The sequence below is a fragment of the uncultured Eubacterium sp. genome (genome assembly GCF_934295145.1).
GTDB lineage: Bacteria > Bacillota > Clostridia > Lachnospirales > Lachnospiraceae > Eubacterium_I.
Window position 1 is genome coordinate 23,610 of sequence record NZ_CAKRAS010000013.1, and the last position, 23,989, is coordinate 47,598.

At 43.7% G+C, this 23,989-nt stretch carries 25 protein-coding genes, 3 tRNA genes and 1 riboswitch; of the genes, 18 read left to right on the top strand and 10 right to left on the bottom strand.

All coding sequences use genetic code 11. The features are described from left to right. Positions 1 to 37 precede the first annotated feature (37 nt). Positions 38 to 283 (top strand): hypothetical protein, encoded by a 246-nt coding sequence (locus tag Q0I54_RS04060; protein WP_296116662.1) that lies wholly within the window; start codon positions 38 to 40, stop codon positions 281 to 283. Between the two features lie 266 nt (positions 284 to 549). Then, on the top strand, positions 550 to 1,497 hold the full coding sequence (locus Q0I54_RS04065; protein ID WP_296116664.1) for a bile acid:sodium symporter family protein: 948 nt from the start codon (positions 550 to 552) through the stop codon (positions 1,495 to 1,497). A gap of 2 nt (positions 1,498 to 1,499) precedes the next feature. Here the strand turns inward: Q0I54_RS04065 and Q0I54_RS04070 are convergent, their stop codons facing one another. Continuing rightward, complete coding sequence (locus Q0I54_RS04070; RefSeq protein ID WP_296116665.1) at positions 1,500 to 2,252, bottom strand: YwaF family protein; 753 nt, start codon at positions 2,250 to 2,252, stop codon at positions 1,500 to 1,502. 204 nt (positions 2,253 to 2,456) lie between these two features. Next, entirely contained in the window at positions 2,457 to 3,626 is a 1,170-nt protein-coding gene (locus Q0I54_RS04075) for a pyridoxal phosphate-dependent aminotransferase (RefSeq protein WP_296116666.1), read from the bottom strand. 194 nt (positions 3,627 to 3,820) lie between these two features. Between Q0I54_RS04075 and Q0I54_RS04080 the strand changes: the two genes are divergently transcribed. The 4 genes from Q0I54_RS04080 to Q0I54_RS04095 all read left to right on the top strand — a co-directional run bounded on the left by Q0I54_RS04080 (position 3,821) and on the right by Q0I54_RS04095 (position 5,672). Continuing rightward, positions 3,821 to 4,384 carry a prephenate dehydratase domain-containing protein gene (locus Q0I54_RS04080; RefSeq protein WP_296116668.1) on the top strand — a complete coding sequence of 188 codons (564 nt, stop codon included), beginning with the start codon at positions 3,821 to 3,823 and terminating at the stop codon, positions 4,382 to 4,384. A gap of 182 nt (positions 4,385 to 4,566) precedes the next feature. Continuing rightward, positions 4,567 to 4,639 (top strand) — tRNA-Val (locus Q0I54_RS04085). An 8-nt stretch (positions 4,640 to 4,647) separates the two neighbouring features. Further along, positions 4,648 to 4,721 (top strand) — tRNA-Met (locus tag Q0I54_RS04090). Between the two features lie 228 nt (positions 4,722 to 4,949). Beyond that, complete coding sequence (locus Q0I54_RS04095) at positions 4,950 to 5,672, top strand: acetylglutamate kinase (RefSeq protein ID WP_296116669.1); 723 nt, start codon at positions 4,950 to 4,952, stop codon at positions 5,670 to 5,672. A gap of 361 nt (positions 5,673 to 6,033) precedes the next feature. On the opposite strand, the gene Q0I54_RS04100 is transcribed toward Q0I54_RS04095, so the two are convergent. Continuing rightward, positions 6,034 to 7,674: an FUSC family protein gene (locus Q0I54_RS04100; RefSeq protein WP_296116670.1), complete on the bottom strand. Its 1,641-nt coding sequence runs from the start codon at positions 7,672 to 7,674 to the stop codon at positions 6,034 to 6,036. Positions 7,675 to 7,850: 176 nt separating this feature from the next. On the opposite strand from Q0I54_RS04100, the gene ispF reads away from it, so the two are divergent. Genes ispF through Q0I54_RS04135 form a run of 7 tightly spaced genes read left to right on the top strand, consistent with a single transcriptional unit; the run spans position 7,851 to position 13,804 of the window. After that, positions 7,851 to 8,387 (top strand): 2-C-methyl-D-erythritol 2,4-cyclodiphosphate synthase, encoded by a 537-nt coding sequence (gene ispF, locus Q0I54_RS04105; protein WP_296116671.1) that lies wholly within the window; start codon positions 7,851 to 7,853, stop codon positions 8,385 to 8,387. Between the two features lie 2 nt (positions 8,388 to 8,389). Next, a complete protein-coding gene (gene eis / locus Q0I54_RS04110) occupies positions 8,390 to 9,394 on the top strand; it encodes an enhanced intracellular survival protein Eis (RefSeq protein WP_296116673.1) in 1,005 nt (334 codons plus the stop codon). Between the two features lie 16 nt (positions 9,395 to 9,410). Beyond that, complete coding sequence (locus Q0I54_RS04115; RefSeq protein WP_296116674.1) at positions 9,411 to 10,502, top strand: phosphotransferase enzyme family protein; 1,092 nt, start codon at positions 9,411 to 9,413, stop codon at positions 10,500 to 10,502. 50 nt (positions 10,503 to 10,552) lie between these two features. Beyond that, positions 10,553 to 11,956 carry a cysteine--tRNA ligase gene (gene cysS / locus Q0I54_RS04120; protein ID WP_296116676.1) on the top strand — a complete coding sequence of 468 codons (1,404 nt, stop codon included), beginning with the start codon at positions 10,553 to 10,555 and terminating at the stop codon, positions 11,954 to 11,956. After that, positions 11,941 to 12,414 carry a Mini-ribonuclease 3 gene (locus tag Q0I54_RS04125; RefSeq protein WP_296116677.1) on the top strand — a complete coding sequence of 158 codons (474 nt, stop codon included), beginning with the start codon at positions 11,941 to 11,943 and terminating at the stop codon, positions 12,412 to 12,414. The genes cysS and Q0I54_RS04125 overlap by 16 nt, the downstream gene beginning before the upstream one ends. Before the next feature lie 11 nt (positions 12,415 to 12,425). Beyond that, the gene (gene rlmB, locus Q0I54_RS04130) at positions 12,426 to 13,169 is read left to right on the top strand and encodes a 23S rRNA (guanosine(2251)-2'-O)-methyltransferase RlmB (protein WP_296116679.1); all 744 of its coding nucleotides are present in this window, start codon (positions 12,426 to 12,428) and stop codon (positions 13,167 to 13,169) included. Positions 13,170 to 13,192: 23 nt separating this feature from the next. Next, positions 13,193 to 13,804: a sigma-70 family RNA polymerase sigma factor gene (locus Q0I54_RS04135; protein ID WP_296116680.1), complete on the top strand. Its 612-nt coding sequence runs from the start codon at positions 13,193 to 13,195 to the stop codon at positions 13,802 to 13,804. Here Q0I54_RS04135 and Q0I54_RS04140 read toward each other — a convergent pair. Then, on the bottom strand, positions 13,782 to 14,315 hold the full coding sequence (locus tag Q0I54_RS04140; RefSeq protein WP_296116682.1) for a DUF6512 family protein: 534 nt from the start codon (positions 14,313 to 14,315) through the stop codon (positions 13,782 to 13,784). The two genes, Q0I54_RS04135 and Q0I54_RS04140, sit on opposite strands and share 23 nt — an antisense overlap. Positions 14,316 to 14,415: 100 nt before the next feature. Beyond that, the gene (locus tag Q0I54_RS04145) at positions 14,416 to 15,402 is read right to left on the bottom strand and encodes a dipeptidase (RefSeq protein WP_296116684.1); all 987 of its coding nucleotides are present in this window, start codon (positions 15,400 to 15,402) and stop codon (positions 14,416 to 14,418) included. A gap of 192 nt (positions 15,403 to 15,594) precedes the next feature. On the opposite strand from Q0I54_RS04145, the gene Q0I54_RS04150 reads away from it, so the two are divergent. Next, the gene (locus tag Q0I54_RS04150; protein ID WP_296116685.1) at positions 15,595 to 16,569 is read left to right on the top strand and encodes a CPBP family intramembrane glutamic endopeptidase; all 975 of its coding nucleotides are present in this window, start codon (positions 15,595 to 15,597) and stop codon (positions 16,567 to 16,569) included. Positions 16,570 to 16,599: 30 nt separating this feature from the next. Here the strand turns inward: Q0I54_RS04150 and Q0I54_RS04155 are convergent, their stop codons facing one another. Genes Q0I54_RS04155 through thiS form a run of 5 tightly spaced genes read right to left on the bottom strand, consistent with a single transcriptional unit; the run spans position 16,600 to position 20,156 of the window. Further along, positions 16,600 to 17,226: a thiamine phosphate synthase gene (locus Q0I54_RS04155; RefSeq protein ID WP_296116687.1), complete on the bottom strand. Its 627-nt coding sequence runs from the start codon at positions 17,224 to 17,226 to the stop codon at positions 16,600 to 16,602. Between the two features lie 54 nt (positions 17,227 to 17,280). Further along, the gene (gene thiH, locus Q0I54_RS04160; protein ID WP_296116689.1) at positions 17,281 to 18,495 is read right to left on the bottom strand and encodes a 2-iminoacetate synthase ThiH; all 1,215 of its coding nucleotides are present in this window, start codon (positions 18,493 to 18,495) and stop codon (positions 17,281 to 17,283) included. A gap of 13 nt (positions 18,496 to 18,508) precedes the next feature. After that, entirely contained in the window at positions 18,509 to 19,285 is a 777-nt protein-coding gene (locus Q0I54_RS04165; RefSeq protein WP_296116691.1) for a thiazole synthase, read from the bottom strand. A gap of 16 nt (positions 19,286 to 19,301) precedes the next feature. After that, positions 19,302 to 19,949, bottom strand: coding sequence for a sulfur carrier protein ThiS adenylyltransferase ThiF (gene thiF / locus Q0I54_RS04170; RefSeq protein ID WP_296116693.1), 648 nt, complete (start codon positions 19,947 to 19,949; stop codon positions 19,302 to 19,304). 6 nt (positions 19,950 to 19,955) lie between these two features. Beyond that, positions 19,956 to 20,156, bottom strand: a complete 201-nt coding sequence (thiS, locus tag Q0I54_RS04175) for a sulfur carrier protein ThiS (RefSeq protein ID WP_296116695.1) — start codon at positions 20,154 to 20,156, stop codon at positions 19,956 to 19,958. A 397-nt stretch (positions 20,157 to 20,553) separates the two neighbouring features. After that, positions 20,554 to 20,660: riboswitch (TPP riboswitch) on the bottom strand. Between the two features lie 184 nt (positions 20,661 to 20,844). Here thiS and Q0I54_RS04180 point away from each other — a divergent pair. The 4 genes from Q0I54_RS04180 (at position 20,845) to Q0I54_RS04195 (ending at position 23,945) form a co-directional block, all read left to right on the top strand. After that, positions 20,845 to 20,917, top strand: a tRNA-Thr gene (locus tag Q0I54_RS04180). 255 nt (positions 20,918 to 21,172) lie between these two features. After that, positions 21,173 to 21,547 carry a hypothetical protein gene (locus tag Q0I54_RS04185; protein ID WP_296116696.1) on the top strand — a complete coding sequence of 125 codons (375 nt, stop codon included), beginning with the start codon at positions 21,173 to 21,175 and terminating at the stop codon, positions 21,545 to 21,547. Positions 21,548 to 21,550: 3 nt separating this feature from the next. Continuing rightward, complete coding sequence (locus Q0I54_RS04190) at positions 21,551 to 22,438, top strand: LysR family transcriptional regulator (RefSeq protein WP_296116698.1); 888 nt, start codon at positions 21,551 to 21,553, stop codon at positions 22,436 to 22,438. A gap of 106 nt (positions 22,439 to 22,544) precedes the next feature. Then, complete coding sequence (locus Q0I54_RS04195) at positions 22,545 to 23,945, top strand: LVIVD repeat-containing protein (RefSeq protein ID WP_288773841.1); 1,401 nt, start codon at positions 22,545 to 22,547, stop codon at positions 23,943 to 23,945. Positions 23,946 to 23,989 lie beyond the last annotated feature (44 nt).

Sequence of the window (23,989 nt, forward strand, 5' to 3'; positions counted from 1 at the left end):
AGAAAAGCGTTTTTGATATTGAGAAAGAGGGCATGACATGATGGAAAAGATTTATGCATATTCAAATAAAACAGGAAGACATACGGCAATCTCAGGTAAATATTTATATCTGTTTTTACGAACAGTAGTTGTAGCAGCAATCTCACTGGCAGCAGTGATGATTTTGAATCTGTTTGTTACGATTCCGGGAATGACGCATCTGGCATTTCTGATGCTGGTTTGCGGATGGATCACGCTTGGATATGGATTTTTCGGCGGTATCTTAACATTGATGCGACGATAAAGAAGCAATAGGTGAAAAGCAGATACTCACCTGGAATATATGAAAACTATTTGTTATATGATAAGTGAAATTGCAAGGAATATAGAATGTGCGATGTGGAATGAAAAATCTGCATCGCACATTTGCTTTTTTAAGGAAAGAACGGTATACTTGCGGGGGAAGAAAAAATGTAGAAATGTTATGAAAAAAGAATAATATTTTGGAAAATTCATTTTTATGGGAGAATTTCGAGAAGATATATACGCAATAGAATGGAAGTATGAGGTATGCAGATATTAAATCGATTTAATAAGTTTATAGAAAAATGGATGGCACTGGTTACACCGGCGTGTCTGGTGTTTGGCGTTTTGTTCCCGCAGATCGCAAAACATGGTGTGCCCTTTGTGCCGTTTGTATTTGCGTTTATTACGTTTACCGGAGCTTTAAAATCCCAGTTCCGGGATGTGGCAAACGTGTTTAAAACACCCTGGGTGCTTCTGGTCGTGATGGTGTTATTGCATCTTGTAATTCCGGGAGTGGCCTGCGGCCTTGGAAATCTGATCTTTCCGGACAACAGTAATCTGATCACTGGAATTGTCTTGGAGTTTGCGGTTCCAACGGCGGTAGTCAGTCTGATGTGGGTGACAATTTACAGCGGTAATAATGCTATGTCATTGGCGCTGGTAGTCATTGATACCGTTCTGGCACCGTTTCTTATTCCGGCGACTTTACATGTTATGGTTGGCTCAAGAGTACAGATTGATGTAACACAGATGATGCGTCAGCTCATTTTTATGGTGGCGCTTCCGGCGGTTCTGGCCATGACTTTGAACCAATGCAGCAAAGGAAAGGCACAGAAAGTGCTGCCATCAAAACTGGCACCATTTTCCAAGCTGGCATTGATCTTTGTGGTGGCATCCAATTCTTCCGGCGTGGCACCTTATATCCGTCACATGAATCTGGAACGGGTGAAAGTGGCAGGCGTGATTCTGCTGCTGGCAGCAGGTGGATATGCCATTGGATTATTTATTGCGCGACTGATGCATCAGAACCGGGAAACACAGATTTCCATGATGTATGGAGCAGGTATGCGAAATATCAGTGCAGGAGCGGTCATTGCGGCAACGTCATTTCCGGGAGAAGTGTTGTTCCCTGTCATGATTGGAACGCTGTTTCAGCAGGTTTTGGCAGCGTTGTATGGTAAAATTGTCTGCGAGAGAAACGAGGATAAGTAAGATTACTTTTTTAACAGTTCTGTAAGTTTTCCGAAAATCTGATACAGTGTCAGCATCATCAGAAAAATAAAAACAGCATATCCAAACAAATAACCTGGATTTCCCATTTGATCTGCAAGGAATGCCAAAGGTGTATTTTCTGGTGGTTCGTTGATAAACATATAATTACTGTCAAATTTTTTGTTAAAAAGATAAATGGGTGGAACGATGACGCAAAGCAACAGTACCGGCTGCCAGATATGGCGTATTTTGGACTGAATATTCCCACCGACAAAAAGTAGCCATGGATAAAGGATGATCAGTGCATGATATACAAAGCCATGGATCGTCATGTAATGAAAAGCCGGGTACACACTCCATACCGGGAACAAAATGCCAAGGACAGCGCCGGGCATAAAAAGGCACAGTGCAATTTCTGAAAGGGAAGGCCAGTGTCCGGTGCGCAATGCTCGCAATTGTAAAAACAGATAAAAAAATCCTGCAAGATCGCAGAGGTGGAAAGGCAGCATTCTGGCATTCATGTGTCCGGTAACGATTAAAATGGCATCCTGTGTAAAGGTACAGCACAAGGCCAGAAGTACAGTGGTATTTAATATTTGTAGTTGTCTTGCTTTCGTAAGGCGCAGGTACATTTTGCACAAAAGAAAAATACTGATAACAATGCCGGCGAGCCATATAAAATGAATTTTGCCGAAATGTGGAAAACCACAATTTTTTGGCAGAGCATCCTGATAAGTGAAAAAATAAGTGTACATAAAAAGAACCTTCATTTCATAAAATAACAAAGTTGCCAGGGCATAAAGTAAGACCCATACGCGATTATGTATTTTATGAGAGAGGTTCTTTTTTCAAGATTATAATTTTGATTTTATATAAAAGTAAGAATTGTAATCTTTTTATTATTTTATGATACGTTTTAAATTTGTTAAAAAATGTTTTGTCAGCAATGTGGTTACATCTTATTTAGTATGGCTTTGCTGATAAACTTTTAACCGCTCCAGCATTGTTCTTAACACATCTTCTGATGCGGCGAAAGAGAAACGGATGCAGACGCAGTCCTCTTCTCCGTAAGCAATACCCGGAACACCGGCAATTTTTGCTTTATCTAACAGGTCATTGCAGAGTGTTTCACTGTCCATGTCGGTGTCGAATTTCATCCATGCATAGAAAGCACCGGCAGGTGTCAGAAGCTCCACACCCGGAATCTCGCGGATTCCATCAACCAGAAGATTTTTGCGTTTTTCGTATGCCTGACGCATCTGTTCGGTTTCTTCCACACAGTTAAGTGCAGTCAGAGCGCCGCGCTGTAAAAATCCGCTGGTGCAGCTGATGGAGTGTTGGAACAGTTTCAACACTACCTGATAAAGTGCCGGGTTGCAGGCAAGATAGCCAAGACGCCATCCCGTCATGGCACTGCATTTGGAAAAACCGTTTACAATGACAACACGTTCAAAAAATTCCGGAATGGAAGCCAGACTCACAATTTCGTTCTGGTCATAAACGATTTTTTCATATATTTCATCAGATAAAACGTAAATATCCGGATGTCTGCGCAAAAAGGTGGTGAGCGCCTGAATATCACTTTCTGTAAGAATCTGTCCAGTCGGATTGTTCGGATAGTTGATGATCAGAAGTTTTGTTTTATCGGATACCGCTGCCTCGAGAGCTTCCTCTGTGATGCGGTAGTTTTCTTCATATTTCAAATGAACGGCAACTGGTGTCCCACCACTGGCTTCCACGATGGACGGATAGGATACCCAGCCCGGTGTAAGCCAGATCGCTTCATCCCCCGGATTGAGCAGGGCGCGGATCGTCAGGTACACAGCATATTTTGCCCCTGGAGTGATCAGAATATTCTCTGGCTGAAATGGTGCATTATTTTCTTCCAGCAGTTTGCGGGCAATGCGAGCACGAAGGTCAGCGTCTCCGCGGCTGTCAGAGTAGTGTGTATGTCCGGCGGCAAGCTCTGCCACAACAGTGTCACAGATGGCTTTCGGGGTCGGAAAATCCGGCTCACCTCCGGTCAGATTTAATATCTCAGGATCAGTTTTCTGTAATTCTTTTGTTTTTGAAAGCAAAGTGACGGATTTTGATGGTTCTACGTTGCTGATCAGTCTGTTAAATTCCATAAATGTAATTCCTCCAAAATACGGGAAAGTATGTTAGTTTAGCTTTTTAATGTGTAAAAGCGTATTTTCCTCTATTTTACCCCAATTTCAGAATAATAACAATCGGAAAGAGAGAATTCTCTGGATTTTTTTGCAGAAAACGCTATAATAAATACAGCATATGTAAAACTTATGAGAGAATGAGGATTGTAAAAATGGATAAAATTGGTTATATGGGTATTCCGGGTAGCTTTTCAGAGGTGGCAGCTAATGAACTGATTGCCGAGGCTGGCATGACAGAGGCAGAGTTGGTGCCGCTGGTATGTGCGAAAAATATTCTGGAAGCAATGCAGAAAGGTGAAATTCAGTATGGTGTGCTTGGCGTGGAAAATTCTACTGCGGGTCCGGTAGGCGAATTTGTACATACCTTTGAAAATATATCATATGAAAAACTTGGGGTATATGTACTGCCAATTCATCACTGTCTGTTCAAAAAGCCAGGAGCAGATACAACGTCCTTAAAGGAAGTGGCATCCCATCCGCAGGCACTGCGTCAAACGGTCAATACACGTAAGGAAAAATTCCCGACATTGACAGAGCATGAGATCGAAGATACAGCAATCGGAGCAGAAATGCTGGCAAAAGGAACACTGCCGGAGACGACAGCAGCTATCTGCAGTGCCCGTGCGGGAAAACTGTGGAACCTTGAAATGGTCGCTGAGAATATCGAGGACAGTTCTGAGAACCGCACCACATTCTGGCTGCTGAAACTGATTTAAGAAATAAAAAACGCGATTGCAGTTACGGGGATATAAATGCATGAATTGCGTGAAAAGTAGATAAAATATAAATAAAATGTCGAACTTCAAAAAAGAAAGAAAAACTTGTTGACTTTCTGTCTGATATAGGTGTATACTAACGAAGTCGACAGGGAACGGAACAGTTCACTGGTCAACAAAATGGGATCTTAGCTCAGCTGGGAGAGCATCTGCCTTACAAGCAGAGGGTCACAGGTTCGAGCCCTGTAGGTCCCATTAAATATGGCGAGATAGCTCAGTTGGCTAGAGCATGCGGTTCATACCCGCAGTGTCGAGGGTTCGAATCCCCCTCTCGCTACTAAGTGCCTGTAGGTTTTGCCTGCAGGTTTTTTTGATTGTCAGAAAAGAGAATGATTGCTTTGTAAGCATATTTGACACATATAAGTAAGATGCATCCGGTGAAAAGCTGGCATTTTTTGTAAGAAAAGGGTTATCTGCTGACTTGCCAGTTTTTTACGACTGGCGTATAATAAAAAATGCGTTCTATAAAATAGAACAGTATGAAAAAATATGGGGTAAAGGTAATATGGATCGTTATTTAGAAAATATAGAGCATAAAGCGGCAGTCTTATGTGATGCACTGCCATACATTCGCGATTTTGTCCACAAAGTGATCGTTATAGAGTATGACTGTGGAGAGTGGCTTTCCGGCATGCAGGAAAAGAAGCTGATGAAAGATATTGTATTGCTGAAAAGTATTGGTGTCATTCCGATCGTAGTACATCGTACACCGATGGGCGTGGACAAATTCCGTGAGAACAAACGAATTGCAAAACTGCTGGAACTTTGCGATACAAAAGCGCTTGGTATCTGTGGAGTAGATGTAGAAACCCTTCAGATGACCATTGCCAACGATTATATTCCGGTTATTGTACCAAATGATATTGACAATGAGATGGAATATATTGACCCGAAGGATACAGCATTGGAAATTGCGGTAAAAATGCAGGCAGACAAGCTGATCTATCTGTCTCGCTATCCGGGTATTTATACGGATGAGACACGCAACGACGTATATCCGCGCATCACAGCCGAGGAAGTCGAAGAACTGAAAAAAACAAGACACTTCCCGGAAGACTTCATGGACTATCTGAACCACTGCATGGATGCGGTGCATCAGGGGGTAAACAGAGCCCACATCCTGGACGGAAGAATCGAGCATGTACTTCCAATCGAATTCTTCAGTATCGATGGAGCAGGCACTGTTGTCATCCAGGATGAGCAGAAATTATATCAGCATGAGTTATAAGATAGAAAACTATTGGCGGAAGGATGATTCGTTTGCGTTCATTTTGTAGATGATTTTTAGATTATTGATGTGTAAATGAAAAAAGTCGGGGGATTTTCAAAAAAGAACAATAGAAAAAACTGGAGGATTTCTCGAAAAGTTTCCTGGAAAAAGCAGGAGGATTACTCAAAAAGTACAATAGAAAAACCGGAGCATTTTTTCTTGGCAAGCGATTGTTAGCGGACAAGACAAAATGCTCCGGTTTTTCTCTATTAACACCTTAAAAATCCTTCGGCTTTTTCTTTTAATATTTCAAGAAAATCTCCAGTTTTTTCTTCTAACATTTCAAAAATCCCCGACTTTTTCCATCATAATAAAAAAGTCACGCCATATACCGCGCCAGATACGCGGCCAAAAATCCCATATGCCGTTTCCGTGCATCCTCAAAGCCAGAAATTTTCTGCATCTCCGGTAGGGATTCCTGTAAATCCTCCGCCCTTGTGGACAGCAGATAAGATTTGATGATCAGCTGATCCATCTGATGACGCCTGTAATCATCCCCAGGTGTCGTATTTTCCCCAAGGACAGTCAGCTGTTCCCGCAGACTGCGCAGCATATCAAAGAGATACTGCATTTGCTTAGCCATGCGCACCGGAAAAATATATCGGTTGGAGAGCAGAGCAATTCCCCCACCCAGAAGCGTGTAGATCAGCCGCTGCCCAAGAACGATCGGAATATTGCTGTCAATAGACTGCAGCGCCAGGGCAGAACAGGTGATAAAAGCAACCGTTGGACCATAGCCATCCGCCGCATAGATCATAAAATTTGCCACTGTCATAATGACTACTCTGGAACCAAAATCCGGGAAAATCGTAAAAAAGATAAAGCACAGCACAATGCCTGCCATGGTTCCGAACACCCTCTGGCGCACCCGTTGAACCGTGTGTTCCGTAAAAGGAATCATCATGAAAAATACGGAAATGACCAGCCAGTAAATATTATTGGACTGCCACAGGTAGGAAATAACCAGGCAGGGAGTCAGTATAATTACCTGCCGCAGGGCAAAACGCAGACGCATATTTCGAATATCTGGTTTGCGAACACGAAAATTCAGCCGACGGTAATCAGAAGTTGGTTCGATTTTCTGAAACTGAGCCTTAAATTTCATATATATATTCAGCGCATTCAGGCGATTATCCTCTTCCTCGACATGGTCAGTCAGATAATTTAAAATCTGAAATACAAGGACAAAACGGCAGTACCAGTTTGTTTTTCCTTTCATCCGCAGAGTTGCACGGTTGGCAGAATAGATTTCTTTACTGCATTTCTGGTTAATTTCACAAAGCTGTTTGTGCAGAGTGGAAACGTCTTTTGAAGAAGCAGCATTTCTTTTTGCATTGAAAATAGCCGAATTCTTTTCGGAAAAAGCATGCAAGTTTCCTGAATGAGGAATATTAGAATTCCTGTCAGTATCATCCTCCAGGTATCCGGTTTGCACCAGCAAATCTTCACATACCGAAAAACCTTCTGCAATCAGTGCTTTTAAGCGGTTCTGTCCGGCGTTTTTTCTGGAAAGGATCCATGCAAATAAAAACACGATTCCGAAGGATGCGAGCAGGGCAAGCAGACGGTTTCCAAGTGCTGCCACGGTATGTACCGGAGCAATCTGGAAAAAAATCAGCGCCATGCCGGCCGGGAAATAATTATTCGGATTGTATTCGTCAATCAGCAGATCTGCAATCCAGAACAGTGCCACTGCATTGATCAGAATGCACAACGGCAGATTGATGACCGCCAGAAAAGAAAGCACGCCCATGATCATGTACACAGCAAAATTTCGGATCAGACACTCATAGTGGCTGCACATATTTCGGTAGCGGAGAAAGGAGAGAGTCGCAAAAGGCCCGATCATTGTATTTTCCATACCGAAAAAGAAATATGTCACAAAAAAGATCAATGTTGCGACAATGGTGGGGGCAATGGCTCCCTGTATCATTTTTTTCTGTTTTTCTGATAGTTTCAAAAAATCACCTCATATTAATATTAAGAAGAAAAAATCGGTAAGTCAATGGAAATTTCAGCCGAAGTGTGGTAAACTAAAAACCAAATAGGCTCTTGCTGTATGCATGCTGATTCTGAGCAGACAGAAAGGTTGCAGCAGAGCAATGATCAGGAAAGAAAAGAGGTGCATATACGCATATGAGAATTGGAATGGGTTATGATGTGCATAAACTGACGGAGGGACGGAAACTGATCCTGGGAGGTGTGGAAATCCCGCACAGTCTGGGACTTCTGGGACATTCAGATGCAGACGTATTGCTGCATGCCATTATGGATGCACTTTTGGGAGCGGCAGCGCTGGGAGATATCGGCAAACATTTCCCGGATACGAATGAAAAATACCGCGGTATTTCCAGCCTGAAGCTGTTAGAACATGTGGGAGCTCTGCTGGAGCAGGAGCATTATATTATAGAAAATATCGATGCCACCGTGATCGCGCAGAAACCAAAACTCCGCCCGTATATTGAGCAGATGGAGCAGAATATCGCAGATACTCTTCATATTGCGAAAAACCAGGTAAATGTCAAAGCAACGACAGAAGAGCATCTGGGATTTACCGGCCGAGAGGAAGGGATTTCCGCAAATGCAGTCTGCATGCTGTCAACGATTTATGAAAACAGTATGGTCGTGGGCGACAGTGAAGGCGGCTGCCCGGGATGCGGAGGCTGTCATTGAGTATGCACCTGCGATATCTGAGGCAGGAGGAAAAAGGGAAAAGCCGTGGGCTTTATGAAACCTGTTTTCCGGAAGATACCGCAAAATTTGTGGATTATTATTATGAAGAAAAATGCCGGGACAATGAGATTATTGTGCTGGAAGAGCAGGATCATATCTGTTCCATGATTCATGCAAATCCTTTTTCGGTCAGCTACTGCGGACAGAGAGCGGATGTGCATTATCTGGTGGCTGTGGCTACGGATCCAATGTACCGCCGTCAGGGCTGTATGCGGCGTCTGCTGCAGGAATTGCTGCGGAAGGAACGAAAAAAAGGTGAGCCATTTTCCTTCCTGATGCCGGCAGATCCGGCTTATTATGAGCCTTTTGGATACCGTTATTGGGAGAATCAGCGTGTCTGGGAGACGGAGGATGCGCAGACTGAAAAACTGTGTGGATATATAATGAATCAGAAGAACTGTGCAGGGGATGCGGACAACGAAGAACTGGCACAGATCTCAAATCAGATCCTGGATGAAAAATTTGACCTTTACATTCCGAGAAATGCATCGTATTATGAACGAATGAAGAAAGAACAGCAGAGTGAAGATGGAGCGGTGGTTCCTGTGTATGACGGGAACGGACAGCTCTGCGGAAGTTTCTGTTACTCCATGGAGGACGGATTTGAAATCAGGGAACCGTTATGGAAGGCAGACGCTAAATTACCGGGTGAATCCGAAAATCTGTGTTTACCAAAAGAACGGGAAACACCGTTGATGATGGGACGGATTTTGCATTTGCCTGCTTTTGTGAAACTGCTTCGCTTTGTGGATGTGTACGAAGAAACACTGCAGATCAGGGATGAACTGTTACCGGAAAATAATGGCTGTTACCGGATTTATATAGATAGTACAGGTGGAACGGCAGAAAAAGTAGAACAATGCGAAAGTGCCAGCGCCATGGACATAGCAATATTTGGTCAACAAATGTTTGACAGATTAAAAATATTTGTCAATGAGTTGGTCTGACCATGGAGGTAGAAAGATGTTAAAGTTTGAAGAAATTATCAGTAAATTCCAGATTGAAGGAGAGATTACCGATGTAAAACCTCTGGGACATGGTACCGTAAACCATACCTATGAGATTATTTGCGGAGGGGAGCATTATGTACTTCAAGAGATGAATCATATTATATTCAAGTATCCGACGGAAGTCATGAACAATCTGTTCCTTGTGACAGAGTACCTCCATAATGTGATCGAACAGGAAGGTCGGGATCCACAGCTGGAGGGACTGACCTTTATCCGGACGAAAGCCGGAAACCAGCTGTTACAGACAGAGAATGGAAGTTATTTCCGTCTGTACCGCATGATCTGCTGCGGAGAGGAAATGAAGAAACCGACGACGCCGGAGGAGGCCTATGAGGCGGCCAAAGCCGTTGGAGTTTTTCATCGGAGACTGCGTGATTTTGACAGCAGCCAGCTCGGGGCTACCGTGCCGAAGCTGCATGATATGAAAAATGTGATGCGTCAGCTGCTTGATGCAGTCCGGGCAGATATCTGTTTCCGTACCTCAGACTGCCAGGAGCAGATTCAGTTTGTACTGGATCGTTCCAAAAAACTGAATGAAATTCAGGATGCGGTGGAGTCAAAACAAATCCCAAAACGTGTCACACACAACGATACCAGATACAGCAACGTGCTGATCGACAGTGATACAAAGAAAGCAATCTGCCTGATCGATCTGGATACGGTGATGCCGGGAGCCTCTATTTTGGATTTTGGTGATGCAGTGCGCGCCGGAGCAGCAACCTTTACCGAGGATGAGAAATTTGGGAATATTGAGCTGGATCTTAATCTGTTCCGCGGTTATGTGCAGGGCTACTGCCATGAGATGGGACGCATCCTGACCGCAAAGGAAAAAGAACTGATGGTTTATGCGGTATGGCTTATGACCATGGAGAGTGGAATCCATTTCCTGACGGATTACCTCAGTGGAGACCGGAATATCACAAATTTCTCCGATGAACGCCAGAATCTGTATCGTGCGGTCAATCAGTTTTTCCTGGTGCTGGATATTGAGGAAAAGAAAGAGCAGATGAGTGAGATCGTGGCAGCTGTGCTGATGAAGAAATAGTAACTGAAATATATATGAGAAAGGAGAGCAGGGAAACCTGCTTAAATGGAATGAAACTTTACAATACACTGACAAAACAGAAAGAAGAATTTGTACCTTTACATGAGGGAAAGGTAAGTATGTATGTGTGCGGACCAACCGTATACAATTTTATCCATATCGGAAATGCGCGTCCGATGATCGTATTTGATACGGTGCGCAGATACATGGAATACAAAGGCTATGAAGTAAATTATGTGTCCAACTTCACTGATGTAGATGACAAGATCATCAAAAAAGCCATCGAGGAAGGACGTACCGCAGAGGAAGTTTCTCAGCAGTACATTGAAGAGTGCAAAAAAGATATGCACGACATGAACGTAAAACCGGCAACTACCCATCCGCTGGCAACACAGGAAATTCAGGGCATGCTGGATATGATCAGCACTCTGATCGAAAAAGGATATGCCTATGCGGCAGTTGATGGAACTGTTTACTACCGTACCAGAAAATTTAAGGATTACGGAAAACTTTCCCATAAAAACATTGATGATCTGGAAGCGGGACACAGAAATATACAGGTAACCGGTGATCTGAAAGAAGATCCGTTGGATTTCGTACTCTGGAAGCCGAAAAAAGACGGTGAACCATACTGGGAGTCTCCGTGGTGTCAGGGACGTCCGGGCTGGCATATTGAGTGCTCTGTGATGTCCAAAAAATATCTGGGCGACGAGATTGACATTCATGCCGGCGGCGAGGATCTGATTTTCCCGCATCATGAGAATGAGATCGCACAGAGTGAGGCTGCCAACGGTGTGCCATTTGCAAAGTACTGGCTGCACAATGCATTTTTAAATATTGATAACAAAAAAATGTCAAAATCTCTCGGAAATTTCTTTACCGTAAGAGAGATTGGTGAGAAATATGACCTTCAGGTTCTGCGTTTCTTTATGCTTTCCGCACATTACAGAAGTCCGTTAAACTTCAGTGCGGATTTGATGGAAGCCGCAAAGAGTGGACTGGAGCGTATCGTGACAGCAGCAGAGAACCTGCAGAGATTATCCGGCAGCACAAGCGGTGATCTGACAGAGGGAGAAAAAGAATTTCTGGCACAGTCTCATGTATACCAGGAAAAATTTGAGGCTGCTATGGATGATGATTTCAATACTGCTGATGCAGTATCCGCAATTTTTGAGTATGTAAAATTCTGTAACACCAATGCATCTGGTGAGAACAGCAAAGCATACATTGATGCATTGTATGCAAAATTAAAAGAGCTGTGCGATGTTCTTGGAATCATTGTAGAAAAAGAGGCAGAGATTCTGGATGAGGATATCGAGAAACTGATCGAGGAGCGTCAGGCAGCAAGAAAAGAGAAAAACTTTGCCCGTGCCGATGAGATCCGTGATGAGCTCGCAGCAATGGGAATTATTCTGAAAGATACAAGAGAAGGAGTTACATGGAAAAGAGCGTAGATACAGCAGCACTGCCGATTTTCAGTGCAATCCGTGAAACATTTGATATTCGAAAAGGTGATATCCGTACCTATTCGCCGCTGACGCTGGCGTACATCGGAGATGGCATTTATGACCTTGTGATCCGTTCCATGATCGTGGCGCAGGGCAACACAAAAGCAAGCCAGCTTCATCAGCATACCAGTCATCTGGTAAAGGCACATTCTCAGTCTGCGATGATGGAGTATCTGCTTCCGGAACTTTCCGAGGAAGAAGAAGCCGTGTACAAACGGGGACGGAATGCGAAATCTCCGACTATGGCAAAAAATGCTAGCATGAGTGATTACCGCCGGGCAACGGGATTTGAGGCTCTGATGGGATATCTGTATCTGGCAGACCGGTTAGACCGGATTCTGGAACTTACGGTTCTGGGACTGGACGGTCTGGAGAAAGAAGAAAAGTTACATCAACATCATTAGGGAGAAAATACATGAGATACGAAGAATTAACCATCGAGGGCAGAAATGCAGTTCTGGAAGCATTTCGTTCTGGCAAGACCATTGATAAGGTGTTTGTGTTGGAAGGCTGCCAGGATGGTCCGATCAAAACAATTTTAAGAGAAGCAAAAAAATATGGCACGATGGTAAAATTTGTTTCCAAAGACCGTCTCGACAATATGTCTGAAACAAAAAAACATCAGGGTGTGATCGCTTACGCGGCAGCATATAATTATGCAACCGTAGAGGATATTCTGGCAAAGGCTGAGGAAGCCGGAGAACCGCCGTTTATCTTCCTGCTGGATGGAATCGAAGATCCGCATAATCTGGGTGCGATCATCCGTACCGCAAACCTTGCGGGCGCACACGGTGTCATTATTCCGAAAAACCGCGCGGTTGGTTTAACTGCAACAGTAGCAAAAACTTCTGCCGGAGCGCTAAATTATACGCCAGTAGCAAAAGTAACAAACTTAAGTACAACAATGAAAGAACTGAAAAAACAGGGACTCTGGTTTGTATGTGCCGATATGGATGGCGAAGTAATGTACCGTCAGAACCTGACCGGACCGATTGGACTTGTGATCGGAAACGAGGGTGACGGTGTCAGCAAGCTGGTGCGGGAAAACTGTGATTTTACTGCGTCCATTCCGATGAAGGGGGATATTGATTCCCTGAATGCATCGGTAGCCGCAGGTGTTCTGGCTTACGAGATCGTGCGTCAGCGTCTGCAGAAATAGAAAAAAGAATGGAATTATAAGAAATGAAAAGACAGTATGATGCCTTTACGGACGAAGAACTGATCGAACAGTTACGCGCGGGAGATTCCGGTGTGATGGATTTCCTGATGGAAAAATATAAATATCTCGTCCGCAAAAAGGCAAATGCTGTCTTTTTGCTTGGCGGTGATACAGATGATCTGGTGCAGGAGGGAATGATCGGGCTGTTTAAGGCGGTACAGGATTTTGATAACAGCAAAAGCAGCTTTTTTCATTTTGCGGAGCTGTGCATCAGCAGACAGATCTACCATGCCATTGAGGCGGCAGGCAGAAAAAAACATGGTCCACTAAATGCTTATGTTTCCCTGTCGGCGGAAGCCAAAGATTCCGATAATCTGTCCCTGGAGGAGAGCATGACGGTGCGGGAGGAAAATCCGGAACAGATTTTGATCGATCGTGAGAGTGTGGATGTATTTCTGGAAAGCATCCATACCACCTTAAGTCCCATGGAAAATATAGTACTGGATGCCTATCTGGATGGATGGAATTACCGGCAAATCGCAGAGAAGATGGGAAAAACAGAAAAGTCCATTGACAATGCGCTGCAGAGAATCAAAACGAAAGTGCAGAAACTCAGATCCCATATCGAAAAGTAACAGGATCCAAAAACAGCTGAATGTGAGGCGGATTGAAGGTAAATAGAAAAAAGAGTGCCGTCAGAACACATAAAAGAATGACAGCGGACAGACTTGTGACTCTTAATGGTTTCTGCAGCAGTTTTGTGCTAATATAAAAAGTCAGAAAGACACTGACAAAGAAAATAGCGATATCAAGTACGGTGAAACTTTTCCCGATGATTCCGGTGTAAGTGTAGAAACTGACCGGGATAAAGGCAAGTCCGCAGAAAAGCCCAAGGGTGCGTGCGGCCAGCAGGTCACGGGAGGAAGTACCGTATTTTTTATATTCGATAATAATAAAAATAAGCATTGGGAAAAAAAGCAGTTTCATGTGCTCCCAGGTGGATTCGTTTACGGCGGAAAACAGACCGATCACGGGAGTTTGTCCGGACCATGCAAACGTGAAGTGCAGTAGTGTCCCGATGACAGACACAAAAAGAAAACCGAGTTTGTTTGATTTTTTCAGGAAATCGTTGATAAACTGTACCATAAAAAATTGCCTCCATATACTGAACTGGAAAATAGTATTCTCTCCAGACAGTATATGCAGACAATTCAATTTCAGAACAAAATCTTTGAAAAATATCTGTTTATAACAGTTCCCTGTAAACCCGCAACACGTTTTTGTAACAGATTTTTTCTATCTGAGTCGGTGTCAGACCGGCTTTTTTCATTGCCTGAATGAGTTTTGGCATAACACTGCAGTCCGCAAAATCGTAATAAGGGGTGATCCCATCAAAATCGGAACCCAGGGAAACAAAATCTTCTCCACCAAGGTTTATCAAATACTTCATATGGACCACAGCCTGATCCAGATAATTCTGAGAAGCTGTCGGTTTCCCCAGGAAATCTTTGCAGAAGTTGATGCCGGTGATGCCGCCGCGGTCTGCCAGTTTGCGGATCATGTCATCCGTGAGGTTGCGCACAGCAGGACAGACGCTGCGGGCGTTGGAGTGACTGGCGACAAATGGCTTTGTCGTATGATTTAGTACATCGTAAAAACCGGCATCGGATAAATGGGAAACATCAATGATCATACCAAGTTGTTCCATTTCCGCTAGCATGGCGATGCCTTGCTCTTTTAATCCGCAATCTTTACTGTTCGAGCAGGAAGAAGCATCCGTTTCGGATCGGGATAACTTTAGGTTTGGAAATCCCAGAGAATTTTCATAATTCCAAGTCAGTGTCATCATGCGCATGCCAAGCTGGTACAAGATACGGAGATATTCTGGTTTTCCAAGTGTGATCTCACCTTCTTCTCCGGTTAAAAGTGCAGAAATCACACCTTCCGCCTGATTATTTTGAATGTCATTCCAGGAACGGGCCGGACGGATCACATCTGCATGTTTTTCGAGTTCTGTGTAGAAAAGGTCAATCAGCTCCAGTGCTTCCATGAGAGGATGCTCGACCTGGGCAAGATTGACATATACAGCAAAATTCTGCAGCAGATAGTTACTTTCCTGCATGCGAGACAACGAGAGTTGATTTTGTGGACATTCCAGTCCATAAGGTTGTTTCTGCCGCTTTTTTTCAAGCATGACGGACAGTGTATCGCAGTGCATATCAATGATTTTCATGTAAAAACCTCCCTGATTGCTCAAAATGCTTTGTTAATAGATTTATGATAAAAACATTCTGAGATAATTGTTGTTTTAAGTTTGAATTATTTATTATACATTATAGCAAAAATAGTGTAAAATGGAACGAAAGAATTATAATATTCCGAGAGTATATCAAGAACATTAGGAGAAAAATGGGGTATATACAATATGCGAGATAAAAGAAAAGATAAAGCGTTTTTTTCAAGAGTTGGTATCAGTTATTTTACTATGGCACTTCTGATGACGATAGTACAGCTAGTAATATCAATGCTCATTGGAATTTTTGCACCGCAGCTGATGAATAAGCCAATTATAAACTGGATAGTTTCATTAGTACCATTATATCTGCTTGGGATTCCGGTGTGTGCGCACCTGATGCGCTCACTGCCTGGAATGCAGCTGTATCGGAACAAGATGAATGCAGGGCACTGGTTTAAAATTTTGTGTATCTGTATCTGCGTGATGTACTTGGGGAATATCATTGGAAATGTGGTGTGTGCGTTGCTCAGTTGGAGTACGGGACTGGATCTATCTCTGGGACTGGATAGTCTGATGTCTAATGGAAGTCCCTGGTTTTCGTTTCTGTTTACAGTGATTTTGGCGCCAGTTATGGAAGAATTTATTTTTCGGAAAGTTATGATTGACAGGACGATTGTCTATGGAGATAAGGCAGCAATTGTGCTGTCAGGACTGATGTTTGGCCTTTTTCATGGTAATTTCCATCAGTTTTTTTATGCATTCGGACTTGGATGTATTTTGGCTTATGTCTATATCAGAACCGGAAATGTGAAATATAACATCATGCTTCACATGGCTGTAAATTTTCTTGGTGGATTTTTATCTTCTGTACTGTTAAAAAACATGGATTACATGTCCTGGGCCAGTGGAAATCCTTACGTAGTTGTTGATTTGATGTTTAACCATATGGGTGCTATTGCGGGACTGGTATTTCTGGAAGTGTGTATGATCAGTATGGCAATCGCAGGTTTTATATTTTTGCTCAATTCGGTGAAAAAGATGGAATTGCGATCCGGGGAGCGGGAAATGCCGAGAAATGAGATGGCCTGCGCAATGTTTGGAAATCCGGGAATGATATTGTTTGTCCTGATGTGTGTCGGTCTGTTTGTTATTTCTATGTTGTAAAATGGACGCAAGAAAAATCCGGCAGATGGATTATAATTCCATCATGCCGGACATAATACATCCGCCCGCTGCACCAGCGGCCTCTAATTCCTGCCACTGTAAAGGGTCAAATTTAATACCGCCGATTCCATAGACCGGAACAGATACGGACTTGCATACCGCCTGAAGAAATTTCAGACCACGGGGTGCAAGTCCTTTTTTGCAGTCGGTCACATAAATGTGACCGGAGGTAAGATACGTTGCGCCGAGCCTTTCGGCTTCCAGTGCCTCATCCACAGAGTGAACAGAAGTGCCAATGACGGAAAAGCCGGATAGTTTTTCTGCGGCTGTTCCATCATTACCTGCAAGATCGCGAAGCTGCAAAAGAGGAAGGTGGACAGAAGAACATCCAATATCAAGTGCTTCCTGCCAGAATGTATGAAGGATGCAAGGAACATTGTAACGCTGGCAGAGAGGCAAAACTCTTGTGGCAAGGGCTTTGTATTCCTCTGCCGGCAGATCTTTTTCCCGCAGGATCAGAGCTGCGGGGTGAGCCTGGCACACCCGCTCAATCTGATCCATGAAGGGATGTGCGGCCAGATGCCGGTTGCTGACAGCCAGAAGCGGGAATGTCAGATTTTGTTTTGTCAGATTCGGAAAGTTTATTCCAGCGCTCATATTGTTTCTCCTTGATGATAGGTAAATACTGTATGTAAATGAGAAGTATAATATTTACACATAAATATAATCACTCATAACTGGTTGTAACTTATGCTGTAATAAAGCGTCATAAATCTCATCTACCGAACGGCCGTCTGCAATCTCGAACTGATCGTCTCCCTTATCTTCAATGTCTTCTACGTGACTTCCGATGCCGGTGCTTACACCGGCAGAGATTTTTGTCGCAGCAATATCTACCAGGTGATCACGGACGCGTTCACATTCTCTGGTGGAAACGGTAATGCTTGCAAATGGCATAAACAGTCGGTAAGCACAGACTACCTGAAGAAGCTGGCGTTCGTGGACATCCATCGGGTTAATACGGTCATTATTGATAATTGGGCGAAGCCGCGGGCAGGAGAATGCAATCTCAGCATGCGGATATTTGCGCTGCAGCAGATAGGCATGATAACCGGTGGCAAAGGCATCTTTACGAAAATCGTCAAGACCGAGCAGTGCGGCAAAGCCAACCCCGCGCATACCGCCCATTAAAGCGCGTTCTTGTGCGTTGATGCGGTACGGGAATATGCGTTTGTGACCTGCCAGATGCAGTGTTTCGTATTTGTCAGAGTTGTAAGTTTCCTGGAAAACGGTGACATAATCAGCACCACAGGCATGCAGGTAAGCATATTGATCGGAATTGACCGGATAAATTTCCAGACCGATTACTTTAAAATATTTTTGAGCAATCTTGCATGCTTCTCCGATATATTCCACTGTGGACATAGTCGGACTTTCACCGGTCAGAATCAGGATTTCCTGGAGACCGGTAGCAGCGATGGCTGCCATTTCTTTTTCTATTTCTTCCGGTGTCAGGCGGGCACGGTGAATCTTATTGTGGCAATTGAAACCGCAGTAAATGCAGTAGTTCTCACAATAGTTAGCAATGTAGATAGGAGTGAACATATAGACACTGTTGCCGAAATGCTTTTTTGTCTCAATCTGAGCTGCCTGTGCAATTTCTTCCAGAAATGGCAGTGCAGCCGGAGAGAGCAGTGCCTGAAAATCCTCCGGGGTACGTTCAGAATGTGCCAGCGCACGTTTTACATCTTCTGCGGTATATTTTGTATAGTCATAAGATTCCATAGCATTGATGACCTGATCCATGATATCGGAGCCGATATTTTGCATATCTGGCAGATAGGTCATGTGGTCAATTCGGTTCTTTTTCTGATCTTCCAGAATTTCTTCACTTAAAATACTTTCGTTGATATGTTTACTTTCCATGTCTGAATGCCTCCTAATCCTGTAAAAATCCAGTCAGTGGGGAAGAAGCACTTGCACCCCGCTCGATAGTGCGGCCAAGACCGGACAGATAAGCACTTCGTCCAGCTTCGATTGCTTTTTTAAAAGCTTCTGCCATCAGCGGTACATTTCCGGCAGTAGCTACGGCTGTGTTTGCCATGACAGCGGCAGCACCCATTTCCATGGCATCGCAGGCTTGGGATGGACGACCGATACCTGCATCTACAATGATTGGGAGATCAATCTCGTCAATCAGGATCTGAATGAAATCTCTGGTAGAAAGCCCTTTGTTTGAACCAATCGGAGAACCAAGCGGCATGATACAGGAAGCACCTGCATCTGCAAGAGCTCTGGCAGCATTCAGATCCGGATACATGTAAGGCATAACGACGAAGCCTTCTTTTGCAAGTATTTCTGTTGCTTTTATGGTTTCGTAATTATCTGGAAGCAGATATTTAGAATCATGAACAACTTCAATTTTGACAAAATCACCGCAGCCAAGAGCTCTGGAAAGGCGGGCGATGCGGACTGCCTCTTCTGCATTTCTGGCACCGGAAGTATTTGGCAGCAGTGTGACATTTTCCGGAATGTAGTCCAGAATATTTGCCAGACCGCCTTCATTGGCACGGCGCAGAGCCAGAGTGATGATCTGTGCACCTGCTTTTTCTACACAGGCTTTTACCAGTTCCAGTGAGAATTTCCCAGATCCGAGAATAAAACGGGATGTAAATTCATGTCCTCCCAGTATTAATTTATCTTCAGTTGTATTCATTGTAATTACCATCCTTTCATATATCTTCTTCACCCAGGATCAGCCGGGTGATCATATTTGCTTCATGGGCAGCGCAGATGGCAACTCTGGGAGCCATCAGACCGTTGCCGTAAGTCGGTTCCGATACGTCATCTCCGCACAGATAAAAATTTTTCATCGGGTGTTTGGTCAGAATCGTATTGCTGCTGCCAAAACCAGCCATTCCGGAGGCAGACACAAGCTTCTTTTCCGGAAATAATTGCAGAATTCCATTGACAAGTATGGCTTTTGCAAGCGGGTCGTCAAAGGCTTCACAGATAATAGAATCATCTGTAAAAAGTTCCGTCAGGTTATCTTTTGTTACCCTGACACAGTCAGTTCGGATATCCAGATAAGGATTAATCTTTTTCAGAAGAGACTGCATGGCATCGGTTTTCTTCATGCCAAGATGTTCGATAAAATATTGCTGACGATTCAGATTAGAGATATCAACGACATCAAAATCAATGAGATGGAGATGCCCTACCCCGATGCGAGCAAGCGCACAGGCAACATTGGAACCAAGACCGCCAAGTCCGGCGATTGCCACAGAACCGGCGGAGAGCAGTGCCTGCGTTTCCGGGGAGTGACGTTCTTCTAAGGCATTCATGATCTGTGCTTTCGTCAGTGTGTGTGTTGTTTCCATGGATGATCAGCCTCCTCCCATAAAAGTAACAATTTCCATACAGTCGCCATCTTTCAGACAGGTGGTGGAATATCGGTCTCTTGGTAATATTTCTTCGTTTAATTCCACCACAATGCGGTTTTCCCGATACTGGTTTGCTTCCAGATAGCTGCTGATCGTTGTTTCGGTGGTCAGAATGACTTTCTTTCCATTTGCAGTGATTGTCATAGATGCTCCTTTCCAAGTTTGAGAAGTGTGAAATACACATTTTCTGCGAAACGCATATTGCCAAAAAAAGAGTTCATGAAAAAAATACACCCGTGGTGGTGCACCCCTTCATGAACTCTTGTGTGTTCACTCTCAACTTTACTTTATTTAGTTTTGTCCCTTAATTTGGAAAAATCAGAAAGTGTGCTATCACGCAAGAAAGTGTGCTATCACACACTTACGCGAATAAAATCATCAATGGCACAGCTTTCTTGCCCGCGCCGAGCACGCTTGCGAAGCAATAATTTCTTTTCGTGCGAGTGCGCATCGTTTGCACGAAGTGCTTTTGTTTGATAGGAAATTCATCGTAATTTCCTATCAAACAAAAAAGAGATACGTGGTAATGTATCTCTCAAATCGTTCATTTCTTATACATTCCTACGTTGGCATTATCCAAATCAGGTTCGTGGGTCGAAGTTCTTAACTTCCTCTCAGCCTAGTACATAAGCTCCCCATATGTGATTACAAGGCTGAGTATAAAAATAAATGGCAAAAATGTCAATAGCTTTTTTGAAAAAAATAAAAAAACAACAAAAATGTTTGAATAATCAGATAATTCATGTTTTTTGGTAAAAAAGACACATTAGAAAAAGTATTGACATGATTTAGGAAATATTGTATAGTATACAAGTCAGCGATTGCTGAGCAGGCTGCCGTGGCACAGTAGGTAGCGCACCTCATTGGTAGTGAGGAGGTCACGGGTTCGATTCCCGTCGGTAGCTTTAAGCCGGAAACTGGAGTTCATCAGTTTCCGGCATTTTTTATCTCAGTCGGGAAGACTCCCGCTTCTGAAAGTGATGAGTAATAACAAGCCTTTCTCAGTGGGAGTATAATCTCCGACTGAGATAAACGCTCCGCGAGGATGTGCAGTGATTCTGAGAAGAATATGTCAGCTTTCGCTGACCAGAATCACGCACCAAGTCTCACGTGCGTTCGACTTGAATCTTAATGTAGGATAGGATGAGGAGAGAGAAATAATGGCAGTAAATATTGATGAGATGGCGAAAGTACTGGTAGTTTATAGCACGGAAGAAGCAGATGAAATAGAAGTACGTTTTCGTATGCAAAAAATTATGTGTGCCAGAAAGAAAATCGGTTCTGGAAAGCATGGTAATTTTTTGCTGGCAATGAATAATTTTGGGGAAGAAATTTATGTAAATCCGGAGGATGAGGAAGCAGCTCGTGCTGTGATCGAGCAGTGGAGAAATGATAAAAAAGAGGAGAGGGAAAAAGCAGCGGCAGATCCGCAGACAGAGACGGCAGGAAAAGGAAGTAAAATGCTTCTTCCACGTATTGCGGCAGGCATAGCTCTTGTGATCATTGTTGCTTTATATATAACCCGTTTGAGATAAGCCATGAATGATCTGCAGATAGAATATTTTCTGGCTGCGGCCAGGAATATGAGTTTTTCAAAGGCGGCCCAGGAGCTGTTTGTGTCACAGCCTGCCATCAGCCGGCAGATATTGGCACTGGAACAGGAACTTGGCTGCCCATTGTTTGAACGATTAAACAGAGGTATAGTACTGACGGCAAATGGTGAAATGTTTTATGATTTTTTTGAACGGTATCGCGGCGAATTATTTGACCTGAAACTGAGAGCAAAATTATTTCTGGAAAATAAAAAACAGGTATTGCATTTTGGTGTTTTAAATAACTGGGATATTTCTGAAATTCTTTTGCCGGTATTACAAGATTTTTCCAAAGAGTATCCAAATGTAAAGGTTGAAGTAAACAGCTACGAGCCCCGCAGTTCTCAGGAAGCTTTGCAAAGCGGAAAAGAGGATGTGATTATTACTATTGAACCAAAAATTTTAAATATCCAGGGAATCATGCATGCAAAAGTGGCAGACTTGCCGAGAGTTTTGATTTACAGTACTGCCAATACACCCAAATATGAGAGTGTGCTTACTCCCTACGATTTTCGTGAGGAAGAATTTCTGGCAGTTGCCGGAGAAGACAATGATTATGTGACGGATTTGATTCGAAGCGTATGCAAACCATACGGTTTCACGCCGAAGATCCAGCCAGTCCACAGTACAGATGCAATGATCATGGGCGTGCAATGTGGACTAGGCGTAGCAGTTACAGATAGTTGGAGCCGTGCATTGGATAATCCTGGATTTGCATATCTGCATCTGGAATCCACCCATCCGCTTAGTGTTGTATGGATCAATGAAAATCAGGATCCAGCCATTGATCGATTTGTATCGCTGCTGAAAAAAGTGATCTGTATGCATAACTGACCTGGTGATATAACAAAATGGTTATACCAGACGCCTGTTTTTTCTATTTGACGTATGAAAAAGATTGGATTAGAATAAAAATATCAAGAAAAAAGGAGGCAGAATTATGGCAGACAAATTTTATGCCAAGGGACCGGGAAACAACGGTTATATCAAAAACCTGGAAGTCCTTGATTTCAACCCTTGGAATGGTAAAAGTGGCGTTTTCCAGATGCAGGTTTACAAAACTGCAGAAGGTAAATATTATCTGTATGGTTCCTGTTTTGGCGGCTCACAGAACGGAGTACTGATTGCTGACATTACAGATCCGGAACATACCAGATTTGTAAAGCATCTGCAGTTGTTAGATCCGGAAGAATATCCGACTACCTCTACACCAAAGATTCAGGTAGCAGACGATCTTCTGATCTGTGCAATGACCGCTGGTTCAGGACCGGGTGCATTAGTAGAGCAGAGCGAACTTATGAATATGAAATGTCAGGCTGGTATCCAGATCTGGAGCCTGAAAGAAGATCCGGAGAATCCGAAATATTTAGGATACTGGGATTGCGGAGTACCGCACTCCATTGGCGTTCATCGTTTCATGTATAACGGAGGTCCTTACGTATATCTTTCCTGCGAATCCGAGCGTTTCGAAGGTATGATCATGCGTATCGTAGATATCTCTGATCCGACAAATCCGCATGAGGTTGGTAACTGGTGGGCTCCTCATCAGTTTGTAGACGGATATCCTTGCAGAACTGTTGATCATCATGCAGGACATGTTCCGTCCTTCATGGACAAAGGATGGATGCATGGACCGCCATTCAGACGTGATGATGGAATTATGTTCTGTGGTTACGGCGGAGATGGTCTGTATGTTCTGGATGCAAAAGACGTGACACGTCCGCATCTGTTAGGACAGCTGAAATTCATGCCGGCATTCTCAAGCCATCTGGCAGGAGCACGTACTCATACAGCATTACCGCTGCCGGGCCGCGATTTCTGCGTAGTTACAAATGAGGGCGAGAGATTCCAGTTCTTCCCGGAAGGATCTATCAAAGAGGCACAGGCTATGAATAATCTTCATATGGTTGATGTCAGCGATCCGACACATCCGACTCTGGTTGCAGAGTTCCCATATCCGGAAGTACCGGAAGACTTCCCGTATCCAAACTTCAATGTAATGAACCTTGGATGCCAGGGACCGTTCGGACCGCACAACCTGCATGAGCCGATGAGCAACAAGCCATGGCTGGAGCAGAGAGGCGACAGAGTATACTGCTGTTATTTCGCGGCAGGTCTGCGTATCTATGATGTATCTGATCCTTACTACATCAAAGAGCTCGCATACTTTATCCCGCCAAATCCGAATAAAAAACCGGAAGATTCCTTCTTCCCGGGATTACCGGGTCCACGTAACGCAATGACAGAAGATTGCTGCGTAGATGACAGAGGATATATCTATGTAACCTGCTTCGATGATGGTTTCTATGTATTAAAGAGAACCGGAGCAGCTGACAACTAAGAAATACTGCCTGGTCAGCATTCCTTGGTGACGAAAAGAGAATA

Bases quoted from the DNA above. Each gene is read 5' to 3' on its own strand.
- Q0I54_RS04060 (WP_296116662.1), top strand. From the start codon at position 38: ATGATGGAAAAGATTTATGCATATTCAAATAAAACAGGAAGACATACG.
- Q0I54_RS04065 (WP_296116664.1), top strand. From the start codon at position 550: ATGCAGATATTAAATCGATTTAATAAGTTTATAGAAAAATGGATGGCA.
- Q0I54_RS04070 (WP_296116665.1), bottom strand. From the start codon at position 2,252: ATGTACACTTATTTTTTCACTTATCAGGATGCTCTGCCAAAAAATTGT.
- Q0I54_RS04075 (WP_296116666.1), bottom strand. From the start codon at position 3,626: ATGGAATTTAACAGACTGATCAGCAACGTAGAACCATCAAAATCCGTC.
- Q0I54_RS04080 (WP_296116668.1), top strand. From the start codon at position 3,821: ATGGATAAAATTGGTTATATGGGTATTCCGGGTAGCTTTTCAGAGGTG.
- Q0I54_RS04095 (WP_296116669.1), top strand. From the start codon at position 4,950: ATGGATCGTTATTTAGAAAATATAGAGCATAAAGCGGCAGTCTTATGT.
- ispF (WP_296116671.1), top strand. From the start codon at position 7,851: ATGAGAATTGGAATGGGTTATGATGTGCATAAACTGACGGAGGGACGG.
- eis (WP_296116673.1), top strand. From the start codon at position 8,390: ATGCACCTGCGATATCTGAGGCAGGAGGAAAAAGGGAAAAGCCGTGGG.
- Q0I54_RS04115 (WP_296116674.1), top strand. From the start codon at position 9,411: ATGTTAAAGTTTGAAGAAATTATCAGTAAATTCCAGATTGAAGGAGAG.
- cysS (WP_296116676.1), top strand. From the start codon at position 10,553: ATGAAACTTTACAATACACTGACAAAACAGAAAGAAGAATTTGTACCT.
- Q0I54_RS04125 (WP_296116677.1), top strand. From the start codon at position 11,941: ATGGAAAAGAGCGTAGATACAGCAGCACTGCCGATTTTCAGTGCAATC.
- rlmB (WP_296116679.1), top strand. From the start codon at position 12,426: ATGAGATACGAAGAATTAACCATCGAGGGCAGAAATGCAGTTCTGGAA.
- Q0I54_RS04135 (WP_296116680.1), top strand. From the start codon at position 13,193: ATGAAAAGACAGTATGATGCCTTTACGGACGAAGAACTGATCGAACAG.
- Q0I54_RS04140 (WP_296116682.1), bottom strand. From the start codon at position 14,315: ATGGTACAGTTTATCAACGATTTCCTGAAAAAATCAAACAAACTCGGT.
- Q0I54_RS04145 (WP_296116684.1), bottom strand. From the start codon at position 15,402: ATGAAAATCATTGATATGCACTGCGATACACTGTCCGTCATGCTTGAA.
- Q0I54_RS04150 (WP_296116685.1), top strand. From the start codon at position 15,595: ATGCGAGATAAAAGAAAAGATAAAGCGTTTTTTTCAAGAGTTGGTATC.
- Q0I54_RS04155 (WP_296116687.1), bottom strand. From the start codon at position 17,226: ATGAGCGCTGGAATAAACTTTCCGAATCTGACAAAACAAAATCTGACA.
- thiH (WP_296116689.1), bottom strand. From the start codon at position 18,495: ATGGAAAGTAAACATATCAACGAAAGTATTTTAAGTGAAGAAATTCTG.
- Q0I54_RS04165 (WP_296116691.1), bottom strand. From the start codon at position 19,285: ATGAATACAACTGAAGATAAATTAATACTGGGAGGACATGAATTTACA.
- thiF (WP_296116693.1), bottom strand. From the start codon at position 19,949: ATGGAAACAACACACACACTGACGAAAGCACAGATCATGAATGCCTTA.
- thiS (WP_296116695.1), bottom strand. From the start codon at position 20,156: ATGACAATCACTGCAAATGGAAAGAAAGTCATTCTGACCACCGAAACA.
- Q0I54_RS04185 (WP_296116696.1), top strand. From the start codon at position 21,173: ATGGCAGTAAATATTGATGAGATGGCGAAAGTACTGGTAGTTTATAGC.
- Q0I54_RS04190 (WP_296116698.1), top strand. From the start codon at position 21,551: ATGAATGATCTGCAGATAGAATATTTTCTGGCTGCGGCCAGGAATATG.
- Q0I54_RS04195 (WP_288773841.1), top strand. From the start codon at position 22,545: ATGGCAGACAAATTTTATGCCAAGGGACCGGGAAACAACGGTTATATC.